19 protein-coding genes are annotated in these 20,340 nt (G+C 33.4%); 9 read left to right on the forward strand and 10 right to left on the reverse strand.

The window, feature by feature from the left end; translation table 11 throughout:
* Positions 1–14 precede the first annotated feature (14 nt).
* On the forward strand, positions 15–2,597 hold the full coding sequence (locus tag J2Y60_RS10985; protein ID WP_309917888.1) for a hypothetical protein: 2,583 nt from the start codon (positions 15–17) through the stop codon (positions 2,595–2,597).
* Positions 2,598–2,954: 357 nt separating this feature from the next.
* Positions 2,955–3,422 (forward strand): hypothetical protein, encoded by a 468-nt coding sequence (locus J2Y60_RS10990; RefSeq protein ID WP_309917885.1) that lies wholly within the window; start codon positions 2,955–2,957, stop codon positions 3,420–3,422.
* A 342-nt stretch (positions 3,423–3,764) separates the two neighbouring features.
* Here J2Y60_RS10990 and J2Y60_RS10995 read toward each other — a convergent pair whose 3' ends face one another.
* From J2Y60_RS10995 to J2Y60_RS11030, 8 genes are all read right to left on the reverse strand, one after another.
* The gene (locus tag J2Y60_RS10995) at positions 3,765–4,346 is read right to left on the reverse strand and encodes a Crp/Fnr family transcriptional regulator (protein WP_309917883.1); all 582 of its coding nucleotides are present in this window, start codon (positions 4,344–4,346) and stop codon (positions 3,765–3,767) included.
* A 376-nt stretch (positions 4,347–4,722) separates the two neighbouring features.
* Entirely contained in the window at positions 4,723–5,589 is an 867-nt protein-coding gene (locus J2Y60_RS11000) for an alpha/beta hydrolase (protein ID WP_309917879.1), read from the reverse strand.
* A gap of 123 nt (positions 5,590–5,712) precedes the next feature.
* A complete protein-coding gene (locus J2Y60_RS11005; protein WP_309917876.1) occupies positions 5,713–6,510 on the reverse strand; it encodes an alpha/beta fold hydrolase in 798 nt (265 codons plus the stop codon).
* A 24-nt stretch (positions 6,511–6,534) separates the two neighbouring features.
* Positions 6,535–7,353 carry an alpha/beta fold hydrolase gene (locus tag J2Y60_RS11010; protein ID WP_309917873.1) on the reverse strand — a complete coding sequence of 273 codons (819 nt, stop codon included), beginning with the start codon at positions 7,351–7,353 and terminating at the stop codon, positions 6,535–6,537.
* A gap of 41 nt (positions 7,354–7,394) precedes the next feature.
* Positions 7,395–8,168 carry an alpha/beta hydrolase gene (locus J2Y60_RS11015; RefSeq protein WP_309917870.1) on the reverse strand — a complete coding sequence of 258 codons (774 nt, stop codon included), beginning with the start codon at positions 8,166–8,168 and terminating at the stop codon, positions 7,395–7,397.
* Positions 8,169–8,438: 270 nt separating this feature from the next.
* Positions 8,439–9,233 carry a transposase gene (locus J2Y60_RS11020; RefSeq protein WP_309959115.1) on the reverse strand — a complete coding sequence of 265 codons (795 nt, stop codon included), beginning with the start codon at positions 9,231–9,233 and terminating at the stop codon, positions 8,439–8,441.
* A 35-nt stretch (positions 9,234–9,268) separates the two neighbouring features.
* A complete protein-coding gene (locus J2Y60_RS11025; protein ID WP_309917867.1) occupies positions 9,269–9,517 on the reverse strand; it encodes a transposase in 249 nt (82 codons plus the stop codon).
* A 356-nt stretch (positions 9,518–9,873) separates the two neighbouring features.
* Positions 9,874–10,305 (reverse strand): hypothetical protein, encoded by a 432-nt coding sequence (locus tag J2Y60_RS11030; RefSeq protein ID WP_309917864.1) that lies wholly within the window; start codon positions 10,303–10,305, stop codon positions 9,874–9,876.
* 763 nt (positions 10,306–11,068) lie between these two features.
* On the opposite strand from J2Y60_RS11030, the gene J2Y60_RS11035 reads away from it, so the two are divergent.
* From J2Y60_RS11035 to J2Y60_RS11045, 3 genes are all read left to right on the forward strand, one after another.
* Complete coding sequence (locus tag J2Y60_RS11035; RefSeq protein WP_309917861.1) at positions 11,069–11,599, forward strand: TetR/AcrR family transcriptional regulator; 531 nt, start codon at positions 11,069–11,071, stop codon at positions 11,597–11,599.
* Positions 11,600–11,664: 65 nt separating this feature from the next.
* Positions 11,665–11,841 (forward strand): hypothetical protein, encoded by a 177-nt coding sequence (locus J2Y60_RS11040; protein ID WP_309917858.1) that lies wholly within the window; start codon positions 11,665–11,667, stop codon positions 11,839–11,841.
* 8 nt (positions 11,842–11,849) lie between these two features.
* Entirely contained in the window at positions 11,850–12,473 is a 624-nt protein-coding gene (locus J2Y60_RS11045) for a pyridoxamine 5'-phosphate oxidase family protein (RefSeq protein WP_309917855.1), read from the forward strand.
* A gap of 284 nt (positions 12,474–12,757) precedes the next feature.
* Here J2Y60_RS11045 and J2Y60_RS11050 read toward each other — a convergent pair whose 3' ends face one another.
* Positions 12,758–15,142: an outer membrane beta-barrel protein gene (locus tag J2Y60_RS11050; RefSeq protein WP_309917852.1), complete on the reverse strand. Its 2,385-nt coding sequence runs from the start codon at positions 15,140–15,142 to the stop codon at positions 12,758–12,760.
* 205 nt (positions 15,143–15,347) lie between these two features.
* On the opposite strand from J2Y60_RS11050, the gene J2Y60_RS11055 reads away from it, so the two are divergent.
* Both J2Y60_RS11055 and J2Y60_RS11060 read left to right on the forward strand, forming a co-directional pair.
* Positions 15,348–16,376, forward strand: a complete 1,029-nt coding sequence (locus J2Y60_RS11055) for a histidine kinase (protein WP_309917848.1) — start codon at positions 15,348–15,350, stop codon at positions 16,374–16,376.
* Positions 16,366–17,085, forward strand: coding sequence for a LytTR family DNA-binding domain-containing protein (locus tag J2Y60_RS11060; protein ID WP_309917844.1), 720 nt, complete (start codon positions 16,366–16,368; stop codon positions 17,083–17,085). Before J2Y60_RS11055 ends, J2Y60_RS11060 begins: the two co-directional genes overlap by 11 nt.
* 33 nt (positions 17,086–17,118) lie before the next feature.
* Here the strand turns inward: J2Y60_RS11060 and J2Y60_RS11065 are convergent, their stop codons facing one another.
* Positions 17,119–18,402: an ATP-binding protein gene (locus J2Y60_RS11065; protein WP_309917841.1), complete on the reverse strand. Its 1,284-nt coding sequence runs from the start codon at positions 18,400–18,402 to the stop codon at positions 17,119–17,121.
* Between the two features lie 214 nt (positions 18,403–18,616).
* On the opposite strand from J2Y60_RS11065, the gene J2Y60_RS11070 reads away from it, so the two are divergent.
* The gene (locus J2Y60_RS11070) at positions 18,617–19,177 is read left to right on the forward strand and encodes a Crp/Fnr family transcriptional regulator (protein WP_309917838.1); all 561 of its coding nucleotides are present in this window, start codon (positions 18,617–18,619) and stop codon (positions 19,175–19,177) included.
* A 318-nt stretch (positions 19,178–19,495) separates the two neighbouring features.
* Complete coding sequence (locus J2Y60_RS11075) at positions 19,496–20,167, forward strand: type 1 glutamine amidotransferase domain-containing protein (RefSeq protein ID WP_309917835.1); 672 nt, start codon at positions 19,496–19,498, stop codon at positions 20,165–20,167.
* Positions 20,168–20,340 lie beyond the last annotated feature (173 nt).

A 20,340-nucleotide genomic window follows, 5' to 3' on the forward strand; every position in this document is an offset into this window, starting at 1 on the left:
AAAAGTTTAAAATTATGTTGACAAGTAAATTAAATTACGATACAACAGAAACCGTTTACTTAGTTAAACCAATATCTCTCGAAGAACTAAAACGTGACTACCCTAATATCAAAGGAATACGATTAGGATTTAGTAATACAGGCTTTCAGGCACTTAAAATAAATCACGATGAGTACTTAGAGAAATTAATAGACATTTTTGATTTAGAAGAGTTAATTATTGATAGGAGGAACCGACTTACAAAGTTGCCGAAAAATATATTGAAACCATCTTTAAAACATCTTGAAATTTATGAGATGGGTGATGGAGTGAAATGTATCTTAGAATCAAACAATGGTTGTAAATTAAATAGGTTACACCTTGATTGTAGTTTTGTTGAACCTTCGCTAGAACTACTCGCTTCAAAAAGCCTTAATCAAGTTGATTTAACGAACTCAAATGAAATTAGTTCTCTAAATCAAGCAACAAACCTCACAAGCCTTCAATTAAGTCCGTCTAATGATAAATTAGATTTGGACTTTTCAAACTTTCCAAAACTTGTTAATCTAAGTATTTATTCGTCTCAAAAAATCAAAGGTTTATTTGACTTTTCAAAGTTGAAAGAACTAAAAAATGTGGCATTAAATAACCTTGAATATTTACCGCAAGGTTGGGAGAATTTAACTCAAATAGAAAGCCTTCATCTCAATTATGTAGGAAGTGGTACTTCGACAGAGATATTAAAATTTGATATATATCCAAATCTAAAATTCTTGAATTTACATGTAAATCTGAATTTTTTAGGGGACTTATTAGGTGAAATGCCTTCATTACAGTATATGCATTTGGGTTGTGAATCTGAATTTTCAGTAAAACTAAACGAAAAACTATTTACATCAAATTTACTTACAAGTATATCCCTCGGTGGAGCTTTGTTGCCTCCAAAAATGCCAACTAATCATGTTTATAGTTATATTTCTCTATCCCATAGCTTTTTTGATGATGATTTAGAGAGCCTCAATCAAACTGAATATCTAACTATAAATGACTGTCAAAATGAATCCCTTAAATCTGAGACTTGGCAGAATTTGACAAATGTTAAAAATATTATCTTTTCAAATTCCTCAGTATTGAAAGAATTACCTCCTTTTAATTCTAAAAATATTAACCTTAAAGAAATTAGTATTAATAGTCTACATGCACTAAGAACTATACCTGAAACATGGAATACTTGCCCTCAATTATCTGAAATATCATTTTCTGATATTGGAAATTTAAAAATGAATAATTGGGAAAATTTCCCCTCTCTCCAAAAAATTAAAGCCTACGGTGATATTACACTCTCCAAAGAAACGCTTTTATGGTCTTCATTAAACAGTATTAAAGCTGGATATTACAAAAATCACAATGTCGATTTTGAAGATATTTCTAAAATTACTCAAGATTCAACCATCTCGAAGGAAACCAAATTAGTTATTGGAAGCCTTTTGTTTGAAGAAAGTTTTGAAATAGAAAAAATCAGTGATTTTAAAAACGCATTTTTAGGAATTTTCAATGCAAAGAGTTTTAGAGTTAAACAATTAGCTTGGGATAAATTAGATTTAATTAATGCAACTAAAACGATAAATTTAGAAATTCTTTCACAAAAATCAATTGCTCTTTTAGGAAAAACTAAAAATGTTAAAAGTTATTATAAAGATAAATTGGTTGCATTAGGAAGCAACTATAAAGCAAAAATTGAAGCAAATACGGAAATAATCGTGGTTGGCGAGAGCTTTGAACTTCCCGATAAATTTTGGGATTATCCGCACCAGTTTATCAGTGAAGTAGCATTAGATACTTTAATAAAAGATTTTCAACCCGGTTATATCCAAACCTTAGAAAGCAATGAATTAGATAATCTGAGAGAACTTATTTGGTCGAATGCTGTTGAAAATGACAAGATTGTTATTGAAATGATAAAAGGCGGCGGAATTGCAGACATACTCATTCCAGATTTGATGGTAGTTGCTAAAACCTCGCCAGATGATAATGTAAAGAATACGCTAAAAAAGTTATTGAAAGTTAAGATTTCAACAGGAAGTCAAAAGATTCTTTCTGATAAAACTAACTTAAAACATAGATGTCCTTATGATACATATCATGTATATGACACAGATTTTGATGTCTCACAATTCGCTGTAACCTATTACAAAAGGGAGAAAAATCATCTTTTACACTTCTTTTCAACTCATAAAAGTAAAGATAATCCTTATCGTAATGACCTGTTTATGGAAACTTATAGTCAATTTTTAGTAAAGCCGCATCGCCTTACTGTTTTTTTGAATTTTACCGATGCTGAATTTTCTTTCATTTTATCTCAACCAGAACTGAATGGTAAATTAAAAGTGTTGGGAATGGGTCTTTGTGAAATAAGGAATGTAATGCCTGCATTATTAAAGCATAAAGATACTTTGGAGGCATTACACTTTAATACGGAAGAGAAAGATTTGCCAACCGAATTATCCGATTTCAAAAAACTCAAAAAATTGACTATATCTGCGAATAACCTTACGGAAGCATCGCTTGATATTTCTAAAATGAAAAAACTTAAAGATTTTAGAGTTTATTGTCGATAAAAGAGTTTATCATTCTCTTTAATCAAACCAAATATTGAAAATATACATAAATACCAACAAACAGACAATATCGTCTTTGACCGTAGTCATGATGGCGATTTTAAAGTGACACAAGTAAATCAGATTGCTCAAATTTACAACCGCAAAAGTTCCTATTTTACCGAGGGGACTATTTACTCAGCTTTGCGTTTTGAAGATTTTAATGAAGCCTTATTTCCCAAAATTAGAAATTTAATTCGTAGCCAAAACTATAATCACCCATGGCTAACGCTAAGTGATAAATAGCTACTTGAAACCGCAGGTTTATGGAAACATGATTTTCAAAGTGGTAAGGAGGGTTACACCTTAGCCTCAGCCTTGTTACTTGGGAAAGATACTGTTATTCAGCAGATTTTACCACATTATAAAATAGACGCTTTGGTAAGAATTCAGGAACTTTACCGCTACGACGACCGTGTCTACATTCAAACCAATTTGATTGATGCTTATGAAGAACTGATGGCATTTGTAGCCAAACATTTGCCCGATAAATTTTATATGGAAGGCGACCAAAGAGTTAGTTTGCGTAATAAGATTTTCAGAGAAATTGTTGCCAACCTTATTGTTCATCGAGAGTATGTTAATGCTCAACCATGCAATTTTACCATTTATGCAGACAGAGTAGAAGTTATCAATGCCAATAATCCGCATGGTCATGGAATTATCGACCCTAATAACTTTAGTCCTTTTACCAAAAACCCAACTATTGCCAAATTTTTCATACAACTTGGTCGTGGTGATGAATTAGGTTCGGACGTAATCAACATCAATAGACTCATCAAATAATACGTTAATAGAGGAGACGTTTTAAAACAATTATTCCCTTACCTTAAATCAAAAAACCTTATCTTAAACTTGGGTATGTGCAACCGATTTTATGAAAGCAAAACTAGATAAGAATCAATAGACTATGGCTCAAAATACAGTATCAACCCTCAACTAGTCTTAGGAGGAAATCCTAAGATCAAAAACAAGGAAGAGCCTAACACTCGAAAGGGCTTATTGAAAATATAAGAATGTATCAAGGCAAAATGAATATTTATCCCTGATACATTTGCGAGTGTGACGCTCTTTAACATTTTAGATGGTAGGAAACAACCTACAATCAGTTTGAGTACTAAAACTAATCTATTTTTTTAAAAATTCCCTTCTAATTCTACTTAATGAAGTATCCGTAACATTTAGATAAGAAGCTATTTGTTTGAGCTGGGCAAATTGAAATATTTCTTTATTACTACTAATCAGGTTTTCATATCGGGCTTCACCACTAAGATTTATTAACTCTAATGCTCTTTTCTTAAATAACACATATTCTCTAGCCAGCATTTTCACCCCATACGCCCTAAACTCTGGAATAGTATGTAATAATAAATTTAATTGTTCGTAACTAATTGCATAACCTCTGCAATCTGTAACCGCTTGTATATTTTCTGTGGATTTGGTTTTTAAATAAAATGATGACACTTCAAATACTACACTATCTTTTTGATAAAAATTAGTAGTCACTTCATTACCATCGCTATCATATGTAAATGCCCTCATAAAACCACTCTGTAAAAAGAAATAGCGATCGTTTATCTTTCCCTCCTTTAGAAAAAAATCATTTTTTGAAATAGTAATCTCTTCAAAATATTCTACTACCTCATCAAGAATATGATCTGGAAATGATAAATTTTTTATAATATAATTTTTTAACCCTTGTTTGTCCATTTATTTGTACTGTTAATATTATGTTCAATAGCTTCTTTACAAGACTGTTTGTATCAAAATTAATCTATTACTCAAATAATTAAGTAAAAAATAATACCTCTGAGAGACAAAAAGGAGACATTTTTTCAAAATTGAATACCGCTAAATCATTAGGTAAATTCAACCTCGAAATGATTCTTTCTTTTTTACACGCATATATTTTGGATTGAAACCTCTTTGTCCGTTAAATTCATGTAGAGATAGAAGGATATAAACGCCTATCTCTACATGTTAATGCAGGATGTCGTTTTCGACGTCCGACTAGGAAACTGGGATTTACCTCTTCACAGTGGGAAATAAATGTTTCCAATTAGTTTTCGCATAATTATAATTTGATTTAGTTTAGTAAAAATGTATTTACTTCATGGGCAAAATCTCTCGAATACTGAAAAATTCCACCATGACCTGAATCACTCCAAAGTACCAGTTTTGCATCTGGAATATTCTGAAGCATTATGTAGGAATTAATCGAATCAACCATGTTATCTTCACTCCCATTAACAATAAGTACAGGTTGTTTAATAGCCTTTAGCTGTTTGTTTCCTTCGTCTGTTGCTAAACCGTAGCCAATGATGGCCCTGGCCTGACTTTCAATTGTAGCCTGACTTGTCGGCAAATCCCTGTCTAGTTTCCTTTCAGCAAGCCTTTCTAAGAAAGCTTCACCAGCTTTAATACTCTTTGGAGTTTTGCTAAAAAAAAGGTTAATCAATACCCTGTCAGGTCCATCAACAAATGCTTTTTCCAGATGTGACTCTAGTTGTGCGATTGCTTTTCCTCCTATAGATCCTGTACCTGCCAATATAAGCTTATTCACAAGTTCAGGATATTCCGCAGCTATATGTTGTCCTATAAAGCCGCCGAGAGAAAAACCTAAAAGGTTAACCTTACTGTAACCTAAGGCACGAATAAAGTCAACAGCATCTTGTGCCATCGCAGATACGTTGTCAGGAGTAGTCCCTTTAGAACTTCCAACTCCTTTGTTATTAAATAATATTACCGGGTAATTACTGGCAATTGCATTTGTAACTTCAGGATCCCAATTATCCATGTTCCCAGTAAAATGTTGTAAAAATATTACTGGTATTCCTTCCTTACGTCCAAAAGAGCGGTAGGTAAAATCACTACCATTTACGTTGATAGATTTTGTTGGTGCTGTCTTGTGGGTAAATTTTTCAGATACGAAAATATTTTCTGGTGTTTCCATTTATTTTTGATGTTATTTAGAATTAAGTTAAGAATCACTCTATTTTCATGAAAACTCAACCGAAGCTTACTGAGTAAAATGATCCTAAACTGTGATATTTATTTTAATTTATTTAAGCCATACTTATTTTGCTTCCAAGGTAATGATTTGTGCCAAAACATGCGGGAACATGATAAAAGGGGTATGGCTTGATGGAAGAGAATATAATCTCTGTATACCTGCATCTTTTGCCATTTTTTGCTGAAGTGAGTAACCTATTGTATGGTCATTTAAGGTGTAAACAAACACTTTATTGATTTTGCCAAATCTGCCCTCAGTAAGAGTTACTGAAGTCGCTAAAGGAGCTAATGGTTCAGGCTTTAAATTATTACTTACATAGTCTGCTACCTGCTTAGGAGCATCGGCAAGGAAAACATCAGCAATACCTTCTTTTTTTATACTTGTAATGCCTGCTTTTTCATCTACAATAAGATTTTTACCAACATGACTCTCTGCATCCGTTTGAGCAATAGTTAAGAGGCTTTCTCCATTTTTTGGCACATAAGCTGCAATGTAAATTATCTTTTTTATCTGAGGCGCTATCTCTTCTGCAATCTGGGTTGCCACAATCCCACCGAAGCTATGCCCAACCAGCACAACATTTTGTTTGCTTCCAATGGCTTTTTTAACCTCATCAACATAAAGTTTTAAGCTGATTTTAGAAATTGGAGTGTTGTCACTTCCATGTCCGGGAAGATTAACGGAAACAACCGAATTACCACCGGCAATTAAATCCTCTGAAACGTGCTGCCAGTCATTTGACGATGACCATGCACCATGGATTATTACAATTGTGTTTTCGTTTTTAGCTTTATTCGTTTGTGATAAAGCTGTAATAGTTGTAATCAATAGCGTTGCTACTAATAAGATTGAATTTTTCATGATATATTTGTTAGTTGTTAATATTTAGTTAGTTGCTATTTTTGTCAATATCAAGGACAACTCTTGGGGCTGAGAAAGGAATGGACTATGTCCTGTATTTATTTCGTACACAGATTCAACTTTACCTGTTTCAATCATTTTGCTTTGTAAATACGGCGACACAACGTGATCTTGTAAAGTTTTGATGTATGCTTTTTTAACTGATCCAAAATTTTGCTCAGTAAGTACCACAGGATTAATAAATGGAATTAAAGGCTCTGTTCGATAGTTTTTTACTACAAGGCTTTGAACTTCCTGAGTGCCGTCCTGAATAAATAGATTAATGATTTGGTCCTGTTTTACATCGACAGTATAAGCATCATTATCAAAAATTAGAATACCCTCAGGTCCAAGCTGAGAATAAGGATCCATATGTGCCAGTTTATCCAATGTTTGACCTGAAACAGGTAAATAAGCGGCAACATAGACTAGTTTTTCAATTTTTGAAGGCACGGCTTCCGCAACAGAAGAAATTATCATACCTCCCAAGCTATGACCTACTAAAATAACTTTTCCATCAATTGTTGAAAGTGCATCAATTACCTTTTGTTTATAGACATCTAGTGTTATTGTGCTTGGAGAAGTATAATTACTACCATGGCCAGGTAGTTCAACAACAATTACTTTATTACCCTGTTTTTCAAGGTTAGTTTTTACTGTCTGCCATACAAAGGGAGCCTGCCATGCTCCATGAACAAGTACATAACTTTTAGGTTTTTCGGGCTGTATATCATCTTTCGAACAAGATGATATGATAAAGACACAAGCAACTATGATAAGTTGAATTAATCTTATTTTTTTCATGATTGTATTATTAAAGTGTTATTTATAATGTGAAATGAGTTTTATTTAGCTTCGAGGGTTATAATTGTCGATAGTATTTGTGGAAATACAATAAACGGTGTATGGCTTGAAGGAAGCGAATAAGTTCTTAAGATGCCTGCATCCTTAACCATTTTTTGCTGAAGTGAATAGCTAATTGTATGGTCATTTTGACTGTGAACATATACCTTGTTAACTTTACCGAAATTAGCATCAGTTAAAGCGACAGAAGTAGATAATGGGACTAAAGGCTCTGGTCTAAGATTATTAGTTACATAATCCGACACTGGTTTTGGTGCATCAGCTAAAAAAACATCTGTAATAGCCTCTTTAGTTATACTGGCAACGCCCGCTTGTTCATCAACAATAAGATTTTCACCTACATGACTCTCCGAATCGGTTTGTGCAAGTGATAGTAAACTATCTCCATTTTTAGGAACAAAAGCAGCGATGTAAATTAGTTTTTTTATCTGCGGAGCAATAAGTTCTGCTACTTCACTAACTATTATTCCACCAAAACTATGACCTACAAGGGTAACATCTGTTGCATTACCAATAGCCTTTAAAACTTCATATACATAAAGCTGAAAACTAATATCCAAAACAGGTGTTTCATCAGTACCATGACCAGGAAGATTTACTGTGATAAGGTTAATCTCTTCAGATGTAAGATATCCTGCAACATGATGCCAGTCATTAGCAGATGACCATGCTCCATGAACAATTACAATAGTGTTTGTACTTTTAGAAGATGAGGGACTTAATTCCTCATGTGTGTTGATTTTTTCGTTTTGCATAATATTATTTGTTTAATACAATGCAAAGAAAAAGGGAATAAAACCGGCAGCACTTGTCTTGCGGCAAGTAATGAAATTTCGTTAAATTTTTTATTTTTTTCCTCGCTGTACTCTATCGTGTAGTTGCCAGAAAAGAAAGAGCCTCAGGCTCGAAAGGGCTTATTGAATATATTAAAATGTTGCAAGGCAAAAGGAATATTTATCCCTGATACATTGTACGAGGTACTGTCTGAAAAAACTAATTTTTGAATATAATTATTTTTATATTTGCTACTCTTGAAGGAGAAGTTCTTGAACTTCATCCAGTGTAGCCTCGTTCATCGAGGCTACTTTATTTGGATTATACTTTTCATTCTTTTTCCAAAGAGAAAAAATAAGCAATAAAATTTTTCTTTGAACCGCTACATAGCCTTTCATTTTCATATTAGTTCGTTCATAAACACGTTCAAAAAGATTTGTAAAGGGTTGTTGTTGAAATCTTACTACATTAAAAGCTGGTAAATGTAGAATTTTTCTAATTCGAGAATTCCCTTGTTTTGAGATGGCTCTTTTACCAATAAATTTACCTGATTGCCGTTCCGTTACATCATAACCCGCATAAGAAGTTACTTGTCTTTGGTTATCAAAAAACTCAAATCCATTTGTTTCAGCAACGATGGTGGCTATAGTAAGAGTACCTACTCCTTGAATCGGTGAAATTAAGGCAAATTTTTCTTTTAAAATGGAATCTTTTTCAATAACGACATCAATTTGTTTTTTAATGGCAACAAGTTTAGTTTCCATTAATTCGACTAATTCATAAAGGTCTTTTAACACTAATTTGTCATGATGGTGGCTGCTTTCGATAGCATAAATTTGATTATTGTAAACTGTTTTTTGTTCTTGTAAATTAGAATAATGACGAGTTAATGCCTTTAACTCCTCTATTTGAGGGCTTATGGGCTCCCAAACATCAAGATTTTGTTCGGCAGCCATTTGGGCTAAACCTTTGGCATCAATGGTATCATTTTTACTTTTTAGACCAAGACTCTTAAAATAGTGTTTAGCCTTTTTGGGTAAAATAATGGTTACATGACAGCCTAAATGATGGAGAAACCATGCTAAATTTTCGTGGTAAACTCCTGACTATGCGTCCCAGTAGCTTCTATCAGGTAAACAATAGGAATATCCGCTTCTTTACAATGATTTTTAACCCATTGTGCAAGCTCTTGAAAACCTTTTGACTGATTAGCAAAACTACGAATTGCTTTAATTGTTACTTTTTGTAACGTGTCAATTACTGATAAACAAACATGGAAATGGTCTTTGGAAACATCTAGTCCAACGGCATACTTTAAGAATTTACTCATGACGATAAGGGTTTGAATTGATTGAAAACCAGCTCTTCAAATCAGACAACTTTTTATCGTTTTTGCTCATTAATACAGGATAATAAACAGCGCTATTTCCTTGTGTACTTAGTCCTAACGCTGAAAAGAAAATAAAAGGAGACTTGGCTCGAATGACTATATCGTTACTTGTAAGAACGTGTTTGCGGGACGCTCAGGATACTCCTTTTACTCTGTTTGAAGCTCATTGTAAAAATTGTACTTTTTTATGAGACTTCAAATTTCATGCAAGATATGAGCGGGACGCTCTTTAACATTTTGAGGCGTAAGAAACAACCTACTACTAGTTTGAGACGAAAATGTACGATGTGGTTATATTATTGTAAGTTATTTTCTTCTAAAAGCATTTTCAATTCAGCATTTTCTGGCCAACCGCCACTTTCTCTCATTGCGATTAAAAGATATTTTTTAGCATCGGCTAATGTTCTTGCTTCTCCACGGACAAAAGCATTTGTCCACGGTTGTTTGTTTTCAGGTACTAAATATTCAAAATAGTATTCTTTGGTTCCTATGTTGCTAACTATTACAAACCAATCTGCTTTCCAATCGTCTGCGTTTTGAATTACTAGTCTTGCGTGTGATGTCATCCCCCAAAGTAACGTCTCCGTAAATGTTTGATTTATAAGTTCAACGAAAAGTAGCATTTCCTTTCCAACGTCCACATAAGAATTAGTGTTTCTTGTAGATAAGTCAAGATAAAACTCTTCTAATGTAATACTTGTTTGAACTGAATTCCTTTTTATGGGCATATTACCTCTTGTTTTCTTTTGTCTAAAATATGTCTGTTGCGGGTCATTTTAAATGACGCCCAATGTGAGTATTGGCGAAGAGTCTTTACGAAAGATTTGTTGTACTATTGATATTGTGATTTTTGTATTGTTGTGCAATTTATTGTACTTACTAAGTTAGTTGTTTCCTTATTCATTCCTAATAATTCTCTTACTTTAAATTTAATCGGTCAAACGAACTAACAATTCTCGAAAGACTTACTTTAAAACATGGGTATAACAATAAATGAGAAACAAGCCCCCTAAACAAAAAAAGCAGGCAAAACCTGCTCTTCCAAAATTTTCAAATCGAATAATAATTCCATAAAATAAAACACAGAAGCCGACTACTGCTAGACTAGCCGTATCTCAGTAGCCTCAGGTAGTAATGTCCAGTTATTCTTTTGCCCCTCCCCTACTGAAACTGTAATCGCTAGAAATTTACTACTCAATCCTATGATTCGAAATGGTTGCTTTTGTGTTACAGTGCATAGCATCTAGGAATGTTTAAGCAATTGCCCTCAATAAATGATAGTGATTGGTATAAGTTACAGTCCCTGAATTATAAGCTTTTATGTGTGACTTTTTTTAACTAATTATCGAGCTTTGCACTTTCTTTCATTGATGTTTTGAAAAATAAGAGTCCATTCAAGAATATTGAATTAAAAGTTTTACAAAAAACAGACAGGTCTGTATGTTTTATAAAAACTTTTAATTACATTTGTCCTGTAACAAAAAGAAATTAATGGAAACCAAAAAAAATATAGAAAATACAGCCGCAAGATTATTTTATGAACAAGGTTATAACTCAACTGGCATCAATCAAATAATAGCTGAAGCGGGCATTGCCAAAGCCAGTCTATATGCTCATTTTCCTTCAAAAGTCGATTTATTGAAAAGCTATTTGAGAAACACCTCTGTTAGTTCAAATGAAGTTTTGAGAAGCATAGTCAACCAAAAACAAACACCACGAGAAAAGGTGCTTAGTATCTTTGATTTTTTGGTTAAATTTTCAAATCAAACAAACTTTAACGGTTGTCATTTTTTAAATATTGCTGCAGAAATTCCACAAAACAACGAGGGCGTACTTGCTTTAATTCAAGACCAAAAGAATAAAATACGTGAGCTGTTTATCGAAATTCTTGAACCTATTCATAATGAAGCCCTTGCTGATGAATTGTACATACTATTTGAGGGAGCTTTGGCAAGCAGTAAAGTTTTTAAAGAAAATTGGACTATTGAAGCTACTCGCAGAATCGTCGAAAAATTATTATAGTTTTTTATTTAAAAGACAAAAACAGACAAGTCTGTTTTTGTAAAAATCATTTTTAACACAAGACAATGGAAATTACAGAAACGCAACCGAAAAAATTAGACTTAGCAACATTATTAGCGAGTCAACCAAAGCAAGTACAACTTCTTGATAATAATGAAGAAATAGTTATTCCTGATGAATGTGGTGATACTTTATGGGATAAAGTTTTGGCAGAACATGAAAATAAAGACACCCATAAATAAATAAAATCATGGCAAAGAATTTTGCAGAAATCGGATTTAGCTCTGCTGCCAAAAAATTACAAGAACAATTTGGTAGCAGAGCAAACTATGCCCGTATGGAAAGCCAAACTATGTACGAAGGGTTAAGCAAATATGAACAACATTTTATTGCCCAAAGAGATAGTTTTTATATGGCAACTGTTGGCGAAAATGGCTTTCCATATATCCAACACCGTGGTGGACCCAAGGGTTTTTTAAAGGTATTGGATGCAAATCGGTTGGGATTTATTGACTTCAAAGGTAACATGCAATATATCTCGGTGGGTAATATGGCTACTAACAACAAAGTAGCATTATTTTTAGTAGACTATCCAAATAAAAAACGATTAAAAATATACGCTAAAGCCGAAATTGTAGCACTAAAGGACAATCCAGAATTACATCATTTGCTTGATTTGGATGGTTATAAGTTTCGCCCAGAACGCCTAATGGTACTCCATGTTGAAGCCTACGACTGGAATTGCCCACAACATATTACCCCTCGATTTACAATCGAAGAAATTGAAGAGGTTTTACAGCCCCAATACCAACACATCAAAAACTTAGAAGCCGAAGTTGCTGATTTGAAGGCTAAATTGGGTTTGATTGAATGAGCCCTCATTTAACTAAATGTAGAAAAAAGGAATAACCTCACTCCTCTCACAGATTATAAGGTTTGTTATTGCCAATTTTCTGCCAAAAGCGTTATTGATTTTAAAATTTGAATATTTCACAACAAATGAATATACCTAAAAACTTCGACCTTGAGCTTTCTGGATAGTACAATTTCCCCTATTTTGAAGGCTCCAATATAATCAACGCTTTTGGCGTTGCAAATGATTAATCTATTTAAGGAGTTGGGAGATGAATAGAGGGGAAAACTGAAATTCCCAACGCCTTATTGGACTCTTTCTGTTTCTTCGGTTACAGAATTGTCTCTATTTCGTCGTTTTCTGGCATATTTTTCATTGCCAAATCTATAACTAAATGCCAAGCCTATTCGCTGAGTATCGTTTATATTAACCCTATTTTGGTAAATATTCTGAAAGTTTTCTATCCGTTCTCGATAAGTATCTGAGTGAAAAATATCGTTGATATTCAGTTTTATCGCTCCTTTGTCTTTCAAAATCTTTTTTTGCATCGAATAGTAAACAGATGTCCGAGCTAACACTGTTGTAGGATAGATTCTTTCTTCGGTTTTGTACTGAGCCGTAAGTTCACTTGACCACCCCTTCCCAAAACTAATTTGTTGGGTGGTAGATACTCTTCCAGTAAAAAATACTGTATGGTTTGTTTCTCCGTTTATGTTACTTTTAATGTCGAATCGAGCCACTTGAAAATAGAATGTTGAGCTTAGCCATTTGGTCGGTTGCAGTGTTAAATTATGATTAATAAATATTCTGTTGCCAATGCCCGTATTAAATGGTTTTCGGATAAATGTTTCGCCTTCTCTGATGGTAACTTCTCCCAGAATTCCATCCGCTCCGTCATAGCCAAAACCCATTGTGTAAATAGATTTATATTGATATCTAAATCGTACTAAGTTCAAGTAAAACGGCTGTAAATCAGGATTGCCTTGGGTGTAATTATAGGCATCTACATAGTTTAGAAATGGATTAAACTGCTGATAATTAGGTCGATTTACTCTCCTTGTGAAATTAAAACTAATGTTGTGGTTTTTTAAACTGTCTAGGTTATAACTTAAAAATACACTAGGAAAAATATTGGTGAAATTTTGATTAAATTTTTGGTATTTAATAGTTTCGTTTGCTAGTAATTCTCCTAAGATATTGGTATTTTCTGCTCTCAAACCCATTTGTAAACTCAACTTTTTATTGATTGGTTTTCTGATATTTATATATCCTGCATTTATGTTTTCATGATATATAAAATGGTTACTTCGGCTGTAAATGATTGCGGCAAATTCGTCTCGAAAAAGTGCATCATTATCGTTTTTTACAAAACTCGACTTTAATCCACTTTCTAAATTGGCTCCTTTGCCCAATGGTAGTGAATAGTCTGTTTTGAAGTTATAGATATTAATATTGTTAGATAATTTGTTGTCAAAAAGCTCATTTTCTGTTATTCTATTAAAATTTCGTAAGCCTTCTGACTGGTAGTTTAATATATTCAAATCCCCAGATAACTCATGCCCCTTGTTATTGAATTTATGATTGAAGTTTACATTGGCGGACTTTGAGTTCCAATTATTGGTCCCATTATTATTGCCTTTGAATTCTTGAGTGGCTGTCGTATTTACATAGTTTGCCTCATCAGAACGGGGTCTATTTTGTAAAAAAAACTGCACGCCCAAAATAGTTTTTTCACTTAAAGTAAAATCTGCTCCAAATCTTCCATTCAAACTATTAGATTTATAATCGCTGTAGTTTTTCGATTGAATATTGGTTATACTTATTTTTTCATCATTAAAAATTGTCCTTTGTGAAGTTTCTTCTGTGTAGTCTTGGTCTAAACTCTGGTCTATTCCCAAAAACCAATTGATTTTCTGGCGATTAAGGTTAAAGTTAACACTATTGTTGACTCTCAGTTTTTGCCCCATAGACATACCTGAAGAGAGGTTTCCCGTTAAACCTCTTGCTTTGTTCTTCTTTAAAATAATATTGATGATAGAAGACCCCGCGGCATCATATTTTGCAGGTGGATTATCCATCAGTTCGAGTTTATCTAACAAACCACCCGGTAAAGATTTAAGATAAGCTACCAAGTCTGTTCCACTCATGTAGGTACTGCGACCATCAATCAAAACCATTGCTCCACTTTTTCCATAGAGGTTAATATTTCCTTGGGCGTCCACTGATATGCCAGGTGTTTTTTGCAAAACTTCAAGGGTATTACTGGATACTGCCGATATCATCGTTCCTACATTCACAACCGTTTTGTCGATTTCCTGTTCAATTAGCGGTTTTTTAGCACTAACTACTACTTCGTTTAAAGTGGTACTCTTGGCAGGCAAAAGGATAATAACGGGCAATTCTACCTTTGTTTGCTGTTCGTCCAATGTTTTTTTTACACTTCTATATTTCAAAAAACCCATTGATGTGATTTCTAAAAAATAACTGCCGCTAGATAAATTTTGGATAAAGAAATTTCCATTTATATCAGTAATTCCTCCTTTCACAAAACTTGAGTCGATACTGTTCATAAGTTTGACAGTAGCACCAATCACCGATTCATTTTGAGTATCTTTGACACTCCCGACTATACTTTTATTTTGAGCCAATATTTGACCTGATAGGATTAGTAATAGAAATAGTTTTTTCATAATTGTTTTTTTGACAAAGTTTGTTTTCTTGGGATTGCCCAGAAAACAAGTCTGACAGAAATCAATTTTGAAGGGACAAACATAGCAAAAGGACTGACAAAGGTTTTAACAGGTTTAAATGCGATTTCGTCAGTCAAATAATGGCGTTTGAAGTCAATAATTTTAATTATACATAAGGGTATTCAATTTTGTAGAAAAAAACAAAATGAGCTTTTTAGAAAAAATATTTGGAAAAGAAGCCGTTAAAATCGGCAATTATTTAGGGCTATCTTTTATAGCTTCTATACTCCTGTTTACCATCTTTATGGCATTTGCAGATATTTTTTTCAAGAATAATGACGACGAGATAGCGTTAATATCAACTATTTTATTGTTGATTGGTGTATTTGTAGGTCGTTTTTTGGCCAGTTTATGGCAAAGAAAGCATATCAGTAATTTGGTATTTATTGTGCTGATTGGGTTGACTTTCGCCCTGATAGTATCTTTAATGCCCATTATAGACACACTTATCACTCATCAGGAATTCTTAGTTGTCGCTATAGCGTTGATTATCTATTTTGTTATCAGTATCTTAATTGGTCTACTCATAAAGCTCACACGCATGCGTACTGAACAAAAATTAGACGTAGCCAACACAACAGCTTTGCATAGTCAATCCGAATTACAGCTTCTTCAGTCTCAACTAAGTCCACATTTTTTGTTTAATACCTTAAATAATCTGTACGGTTTGTCATTAACTGACCATCAAAAAATACCTAACTTATTGCTGAAACTATCAGATTTGTTGAGATATTCGGTGTATGATGCCAAAGATATTATGGCGCCACTGACAGAGGAAATAAACTATATAAAAAACTACATTGATTTTGAAAAAATACGTTTAGGCGAACGCCTAAACTTGAAAATAGACTTTGAAGAAAGTAACCCTCAAAAACCTTTTAAAATAGCTCCTATGCTGTTGATTGTTTTTGTAGAAAATGCGTTTAAACACTCCAAAAACAGTCTGGATAATGTGATAAATATAGAAATAAACCTAAAAACTTGGGGAAATTCAATACTATTTTCGGTTGTAAACTCACATAATAATATGTACAATGACAAGCAAAAACATAGTGGATTTGGCCTAGATAACGTAAAAAAAAGGTTGGATTTGATATATAAAGGCGAGTATGATTTGGAAATCAATGAGACTACAACTAACTACGAAGTAAAACTCAGGATAAATGGAAAATAAAATATCGTGTCTTATTGTAGATGATGAACCTATAGCCAGACAAATTATAGAAAAATACTGTTCACATTTGCCTGAAATTGAGCTATTGGCGAGTTGCGAAAATGTTTTTGTCGCTAAGAAAATATTAGAAAGTCAATCTGTTGATTTACTTTTTTTGGACATTAATATGCCTGTTTTGGATGGAATAGCATTTTTAAAAACACTTAAAAATCCACCCTGTGTCATATTTACTACGGCATACAAGGAGTTCGCCCTTGATGCCTTTGACCTTTCAGCAATAGATTATTTGCTCAAACCTTTTTCTTTGGATAGGTTTATTATTGCTGTTGATAAAGTCAAAGAAAAACTAGCGCTATTAAAACAACCTTCTATAAAATCGATAGAAGAAACCACAGAAGATTTTACTTTTATAAAAGCTGATGGAAAAATACACAAAGTGGATTTTGGCTCATTACTCTATGCTGAGGCCAAAGGAAATAATGTACTAATTGTTTCCGAAAATCAGACTATTTTCCCAATCATGACATTTAGTGATTTTTTAGAATTATTACCCAATCAAAATTTCCTAAGACTTCATCGGTCATTTGTGATAAATAAATCCAAAATAAGCCATGTTGAAGGAAATAGGGTATTTATTGGTAAAACGGAAATACCCATCGGCGGAAATTACAGAGCAGATTTTTTGAAAAGTTTGGGAATTAGCAATTGATTCTTCATTAGTAATTTCTGTTTAAAAGGCTTTTTATAAATTATTCACCGCATACAATGGAGTGTTTATCATCCAGTCTTGTACTCTGTGGTTATTCATTGAAAAACGTATATTCTGTTGTGTTTTAAACTTATCTACAAATACTTTCAAGCTTTTCGATTTGAGATTTTCTTCGGCCTTTACTTCTATCGGAATAATTGTTTGCTCTTTTTGAATCATAAAATCAATTTCAGCCGTAGCGTTTTGAGCAGACCAATAATAGATTTCATGTTTGATTTTCAATTGCTGTGCCACAAATTGCTCGGTTAATGCCCCTTTAAATTCCGTTAAAATACTGTTTTTTTCTAAAAGTATTTTTGGCGAAATACCTGCCATCGCATTGAGTAAGCCCACATCTAAACAAAATAATTTGAAAATATCAATATCTGCGTAGGCACTTAGCGGAATATTGGGTTTTTCAACGATATTTACTTTCAGTACTAAACCCGCATCCGTAAGCCATCTGATTGCTGTTTCAAAGTCTTTTGCCCTTGAACCTTTCTTGATTTGTCCGTAAATAAACTTTCTATTTTCTTTAGACAATTGGCTAATCAAATGGCTCCAAACCAATCGAATTCTTGGCACTGTTTCGATTGGAGCATGTTTGGCAAAATCGTTTTCATAACCCAGTAGGATTTTGTTTTGAATTTCTCTAACTTGGTATAAATCCTGAAATTGAATATAATTATCAACCGCTTCAGGCATTCCTCCAACGAAATAATACCGTCGTAGTAAATCGACCAATTTATCGTGAAAGGTATCTATTACAGCCCAATTTTCAACTTTAAGTTGATCTAAGAGTAATTGCTGACCCGTATTTTCTAAAAACTCGGCAAAGCTCATCGGGTACATCTGCAAAAAATCTACTTTCCCCACTGGAAAAGAAGTGCTTTTTTGTAAAGAAACGCCCAAAAGCGAGCCAGCAGCGATAATAAAATAATGGGATGCTTGTTCGTAGAAGTACTTTAGAGCAGTAAGTCCTTTATCAGCTTCTTGAATTTCATCAAAAATAATTAAACATTTGTCTGCCAGAATTTTGTAGCCTACTTCAATTTCAATCGTAGTAATGATACGTTGTATATCAAAATCGACTGAAAATAAGCTTTTTAGTCTTTCGCTACTCTCGAAATTTAGGTAAACTGTATTGTCAAACTCCTGTTTCCCAAAGTCTTTCATCAGCCAAGTTTTTCCAACTTGTCTTGCTCCTTGCAAGATAAGCGGTTTTCGATTGGGTGAATTTTTCCAATGAACTAAATCTTTATAAAGGTCTCTTAACATTTTTTAGTTTGATTATTTGTACAAATATACATTTTTATCAATGAATAAGTGAAAGCATATACACTTATTCAAACAAAAATCCTATAACCCTTAAATACATCGGCTTTGTCATGAAGCTGAAAAGCAAACTACAAGATAATCTAAAATAAAGCCATCGTATTTGCGACTAAAATTTGACTATACTCTATATTTGTAAAAAGTGAATTTATATCGCATGGAAAAACTACGAACACATATTCAACATATTGCCCCCATCAATGATGAGGAGTTTGAAGAAATAAAAACTCATTTCACGCTCAAAAAAGTTAGAAAAGGGCAATACCTTCTCAGCGAAGGCGATGAAGTAAAACATGAGTACTTTGTGCTATCTGGTATTTATAAAGTCTTTTATATTGATGGGCAAGAGAAAGAGTATATATTACAATTTGCACAAGAAAATTGGTGGATGTCAGATTATCCTTCTTTCTTTAAACAAAAAGATGCAACCATGTACATAGAATGTTTGGTAGAAGGTGAAGTGTTATGTTTAACTCTGCAAAATAGAGAAAAGCTTTCAGCAACTTTTCATAAAATGGAACATTTTTTTAGAGTAAAACTGACCAATGGTTATGTTGCACTACAATTAAGAATCAAGCTTTTACTTTCGGGAACACCTCAACAACGTTATGAGGAATTTGCTAGACTATACCCTAACTTAATGCAACAAATACCCAAAAAGTTAATCGCAGAGTTTTTAGGAGTAAGCCGAGAAACCCTGAGCCGTTTGTATCAATAATAAACAGCTATTTCTATTTTTAGTCAAATCTTTAAACCTATGAAAACGGACTAATTTGCTAGTTAAAATAGGTCAATAATAGCTACATTTTTTTTAATATATACTAGCTAATATACAGTCACCAAAAAATATCAATATCTGTACGCTTTGGGTGTTTTGTGTGACTCAAATCACAGAAACAAAGTGATTTACTTCCTTCGATTGGGGGGCTTACACCTAGTAATTTTACATCAGAAATCAGAACAAAATCGACATGGAGCAGCTCACGATGATGTTCAAATTCTACTATTAGATGTAACAATTAAACTATTTAAAGTCATGGAAACCAAAGTATTAATCATCGCTTCAAATGCCAATGCAATTGGTCCTCATAATAGAAGAACAGGTACATTTTTACCTGAAGTAGCCCACCCCTATGCTGAATTTAAAAGAGCTGGCTACCAAATTGATTTTGCAACTTTAACTGGCGACACGCCGTATTTAGATGCCTTATTTTTAGCTGACGACCCAGATAACTTGGCTTTCTTAACAGGTGATGGTTGGGCTAAAATGCAAAAAGCAACTAAACTATCAGACGTTGATGTAAGTCAATATGATGCGATTTTCATTCCGGGTGGTTTAGCTCCGATGGTAGATATGGTCGAAGAACCTTTGTTGAAAAAAGTAATCGCTGATACTTACGAACGTGGTGCTGTAGTAGGTGCTGTTTGTCATGGCCCTGTTTCTTTACTAAATGTAAAATTGAGTGATGGAAGCTATTTAGTGAATGGTAAAAATGTTGCTTCGTTTACCACAGCTGAAGAAGATAATTACGCTCGTCCTGATGTGTCATTCGACCTTCAATCGGCACTTATTAAGCAAGGAGCTATCTTCCACGCTGCCGAACCGTGGTCTGCCAATAGTATCGCCGATGGACACATTGTAACTGGTCAAAATCCAGCTTCTGCCAAAGGTGTTGCCGAAAAAATCATTGCCATCTTAGCGGCCTAAATTTCCTATCCTTGCTCTTATCTGAATCATAAGAGCAAGGACTATCTTTCAGATAAAATTTTCAAACAAACTCAAATTTGTAAAGACATGAGCTCAAATGCAATTTTTGTATTTGCTAAATGGCAGGTTTCAGAAAGCCAATTGTCAAACGTATTAGACCTTTTAAATGAAGT

This window comes from Arcicella sp. BE140 (genome assembly GCF_031456255.1).
Taxonomy (GTDB): Bacteria; Bacteroidota; Bacteroidia; order Cytophagales; family Spirosomataceae; genus Arcicella; species Arcicella aquatica.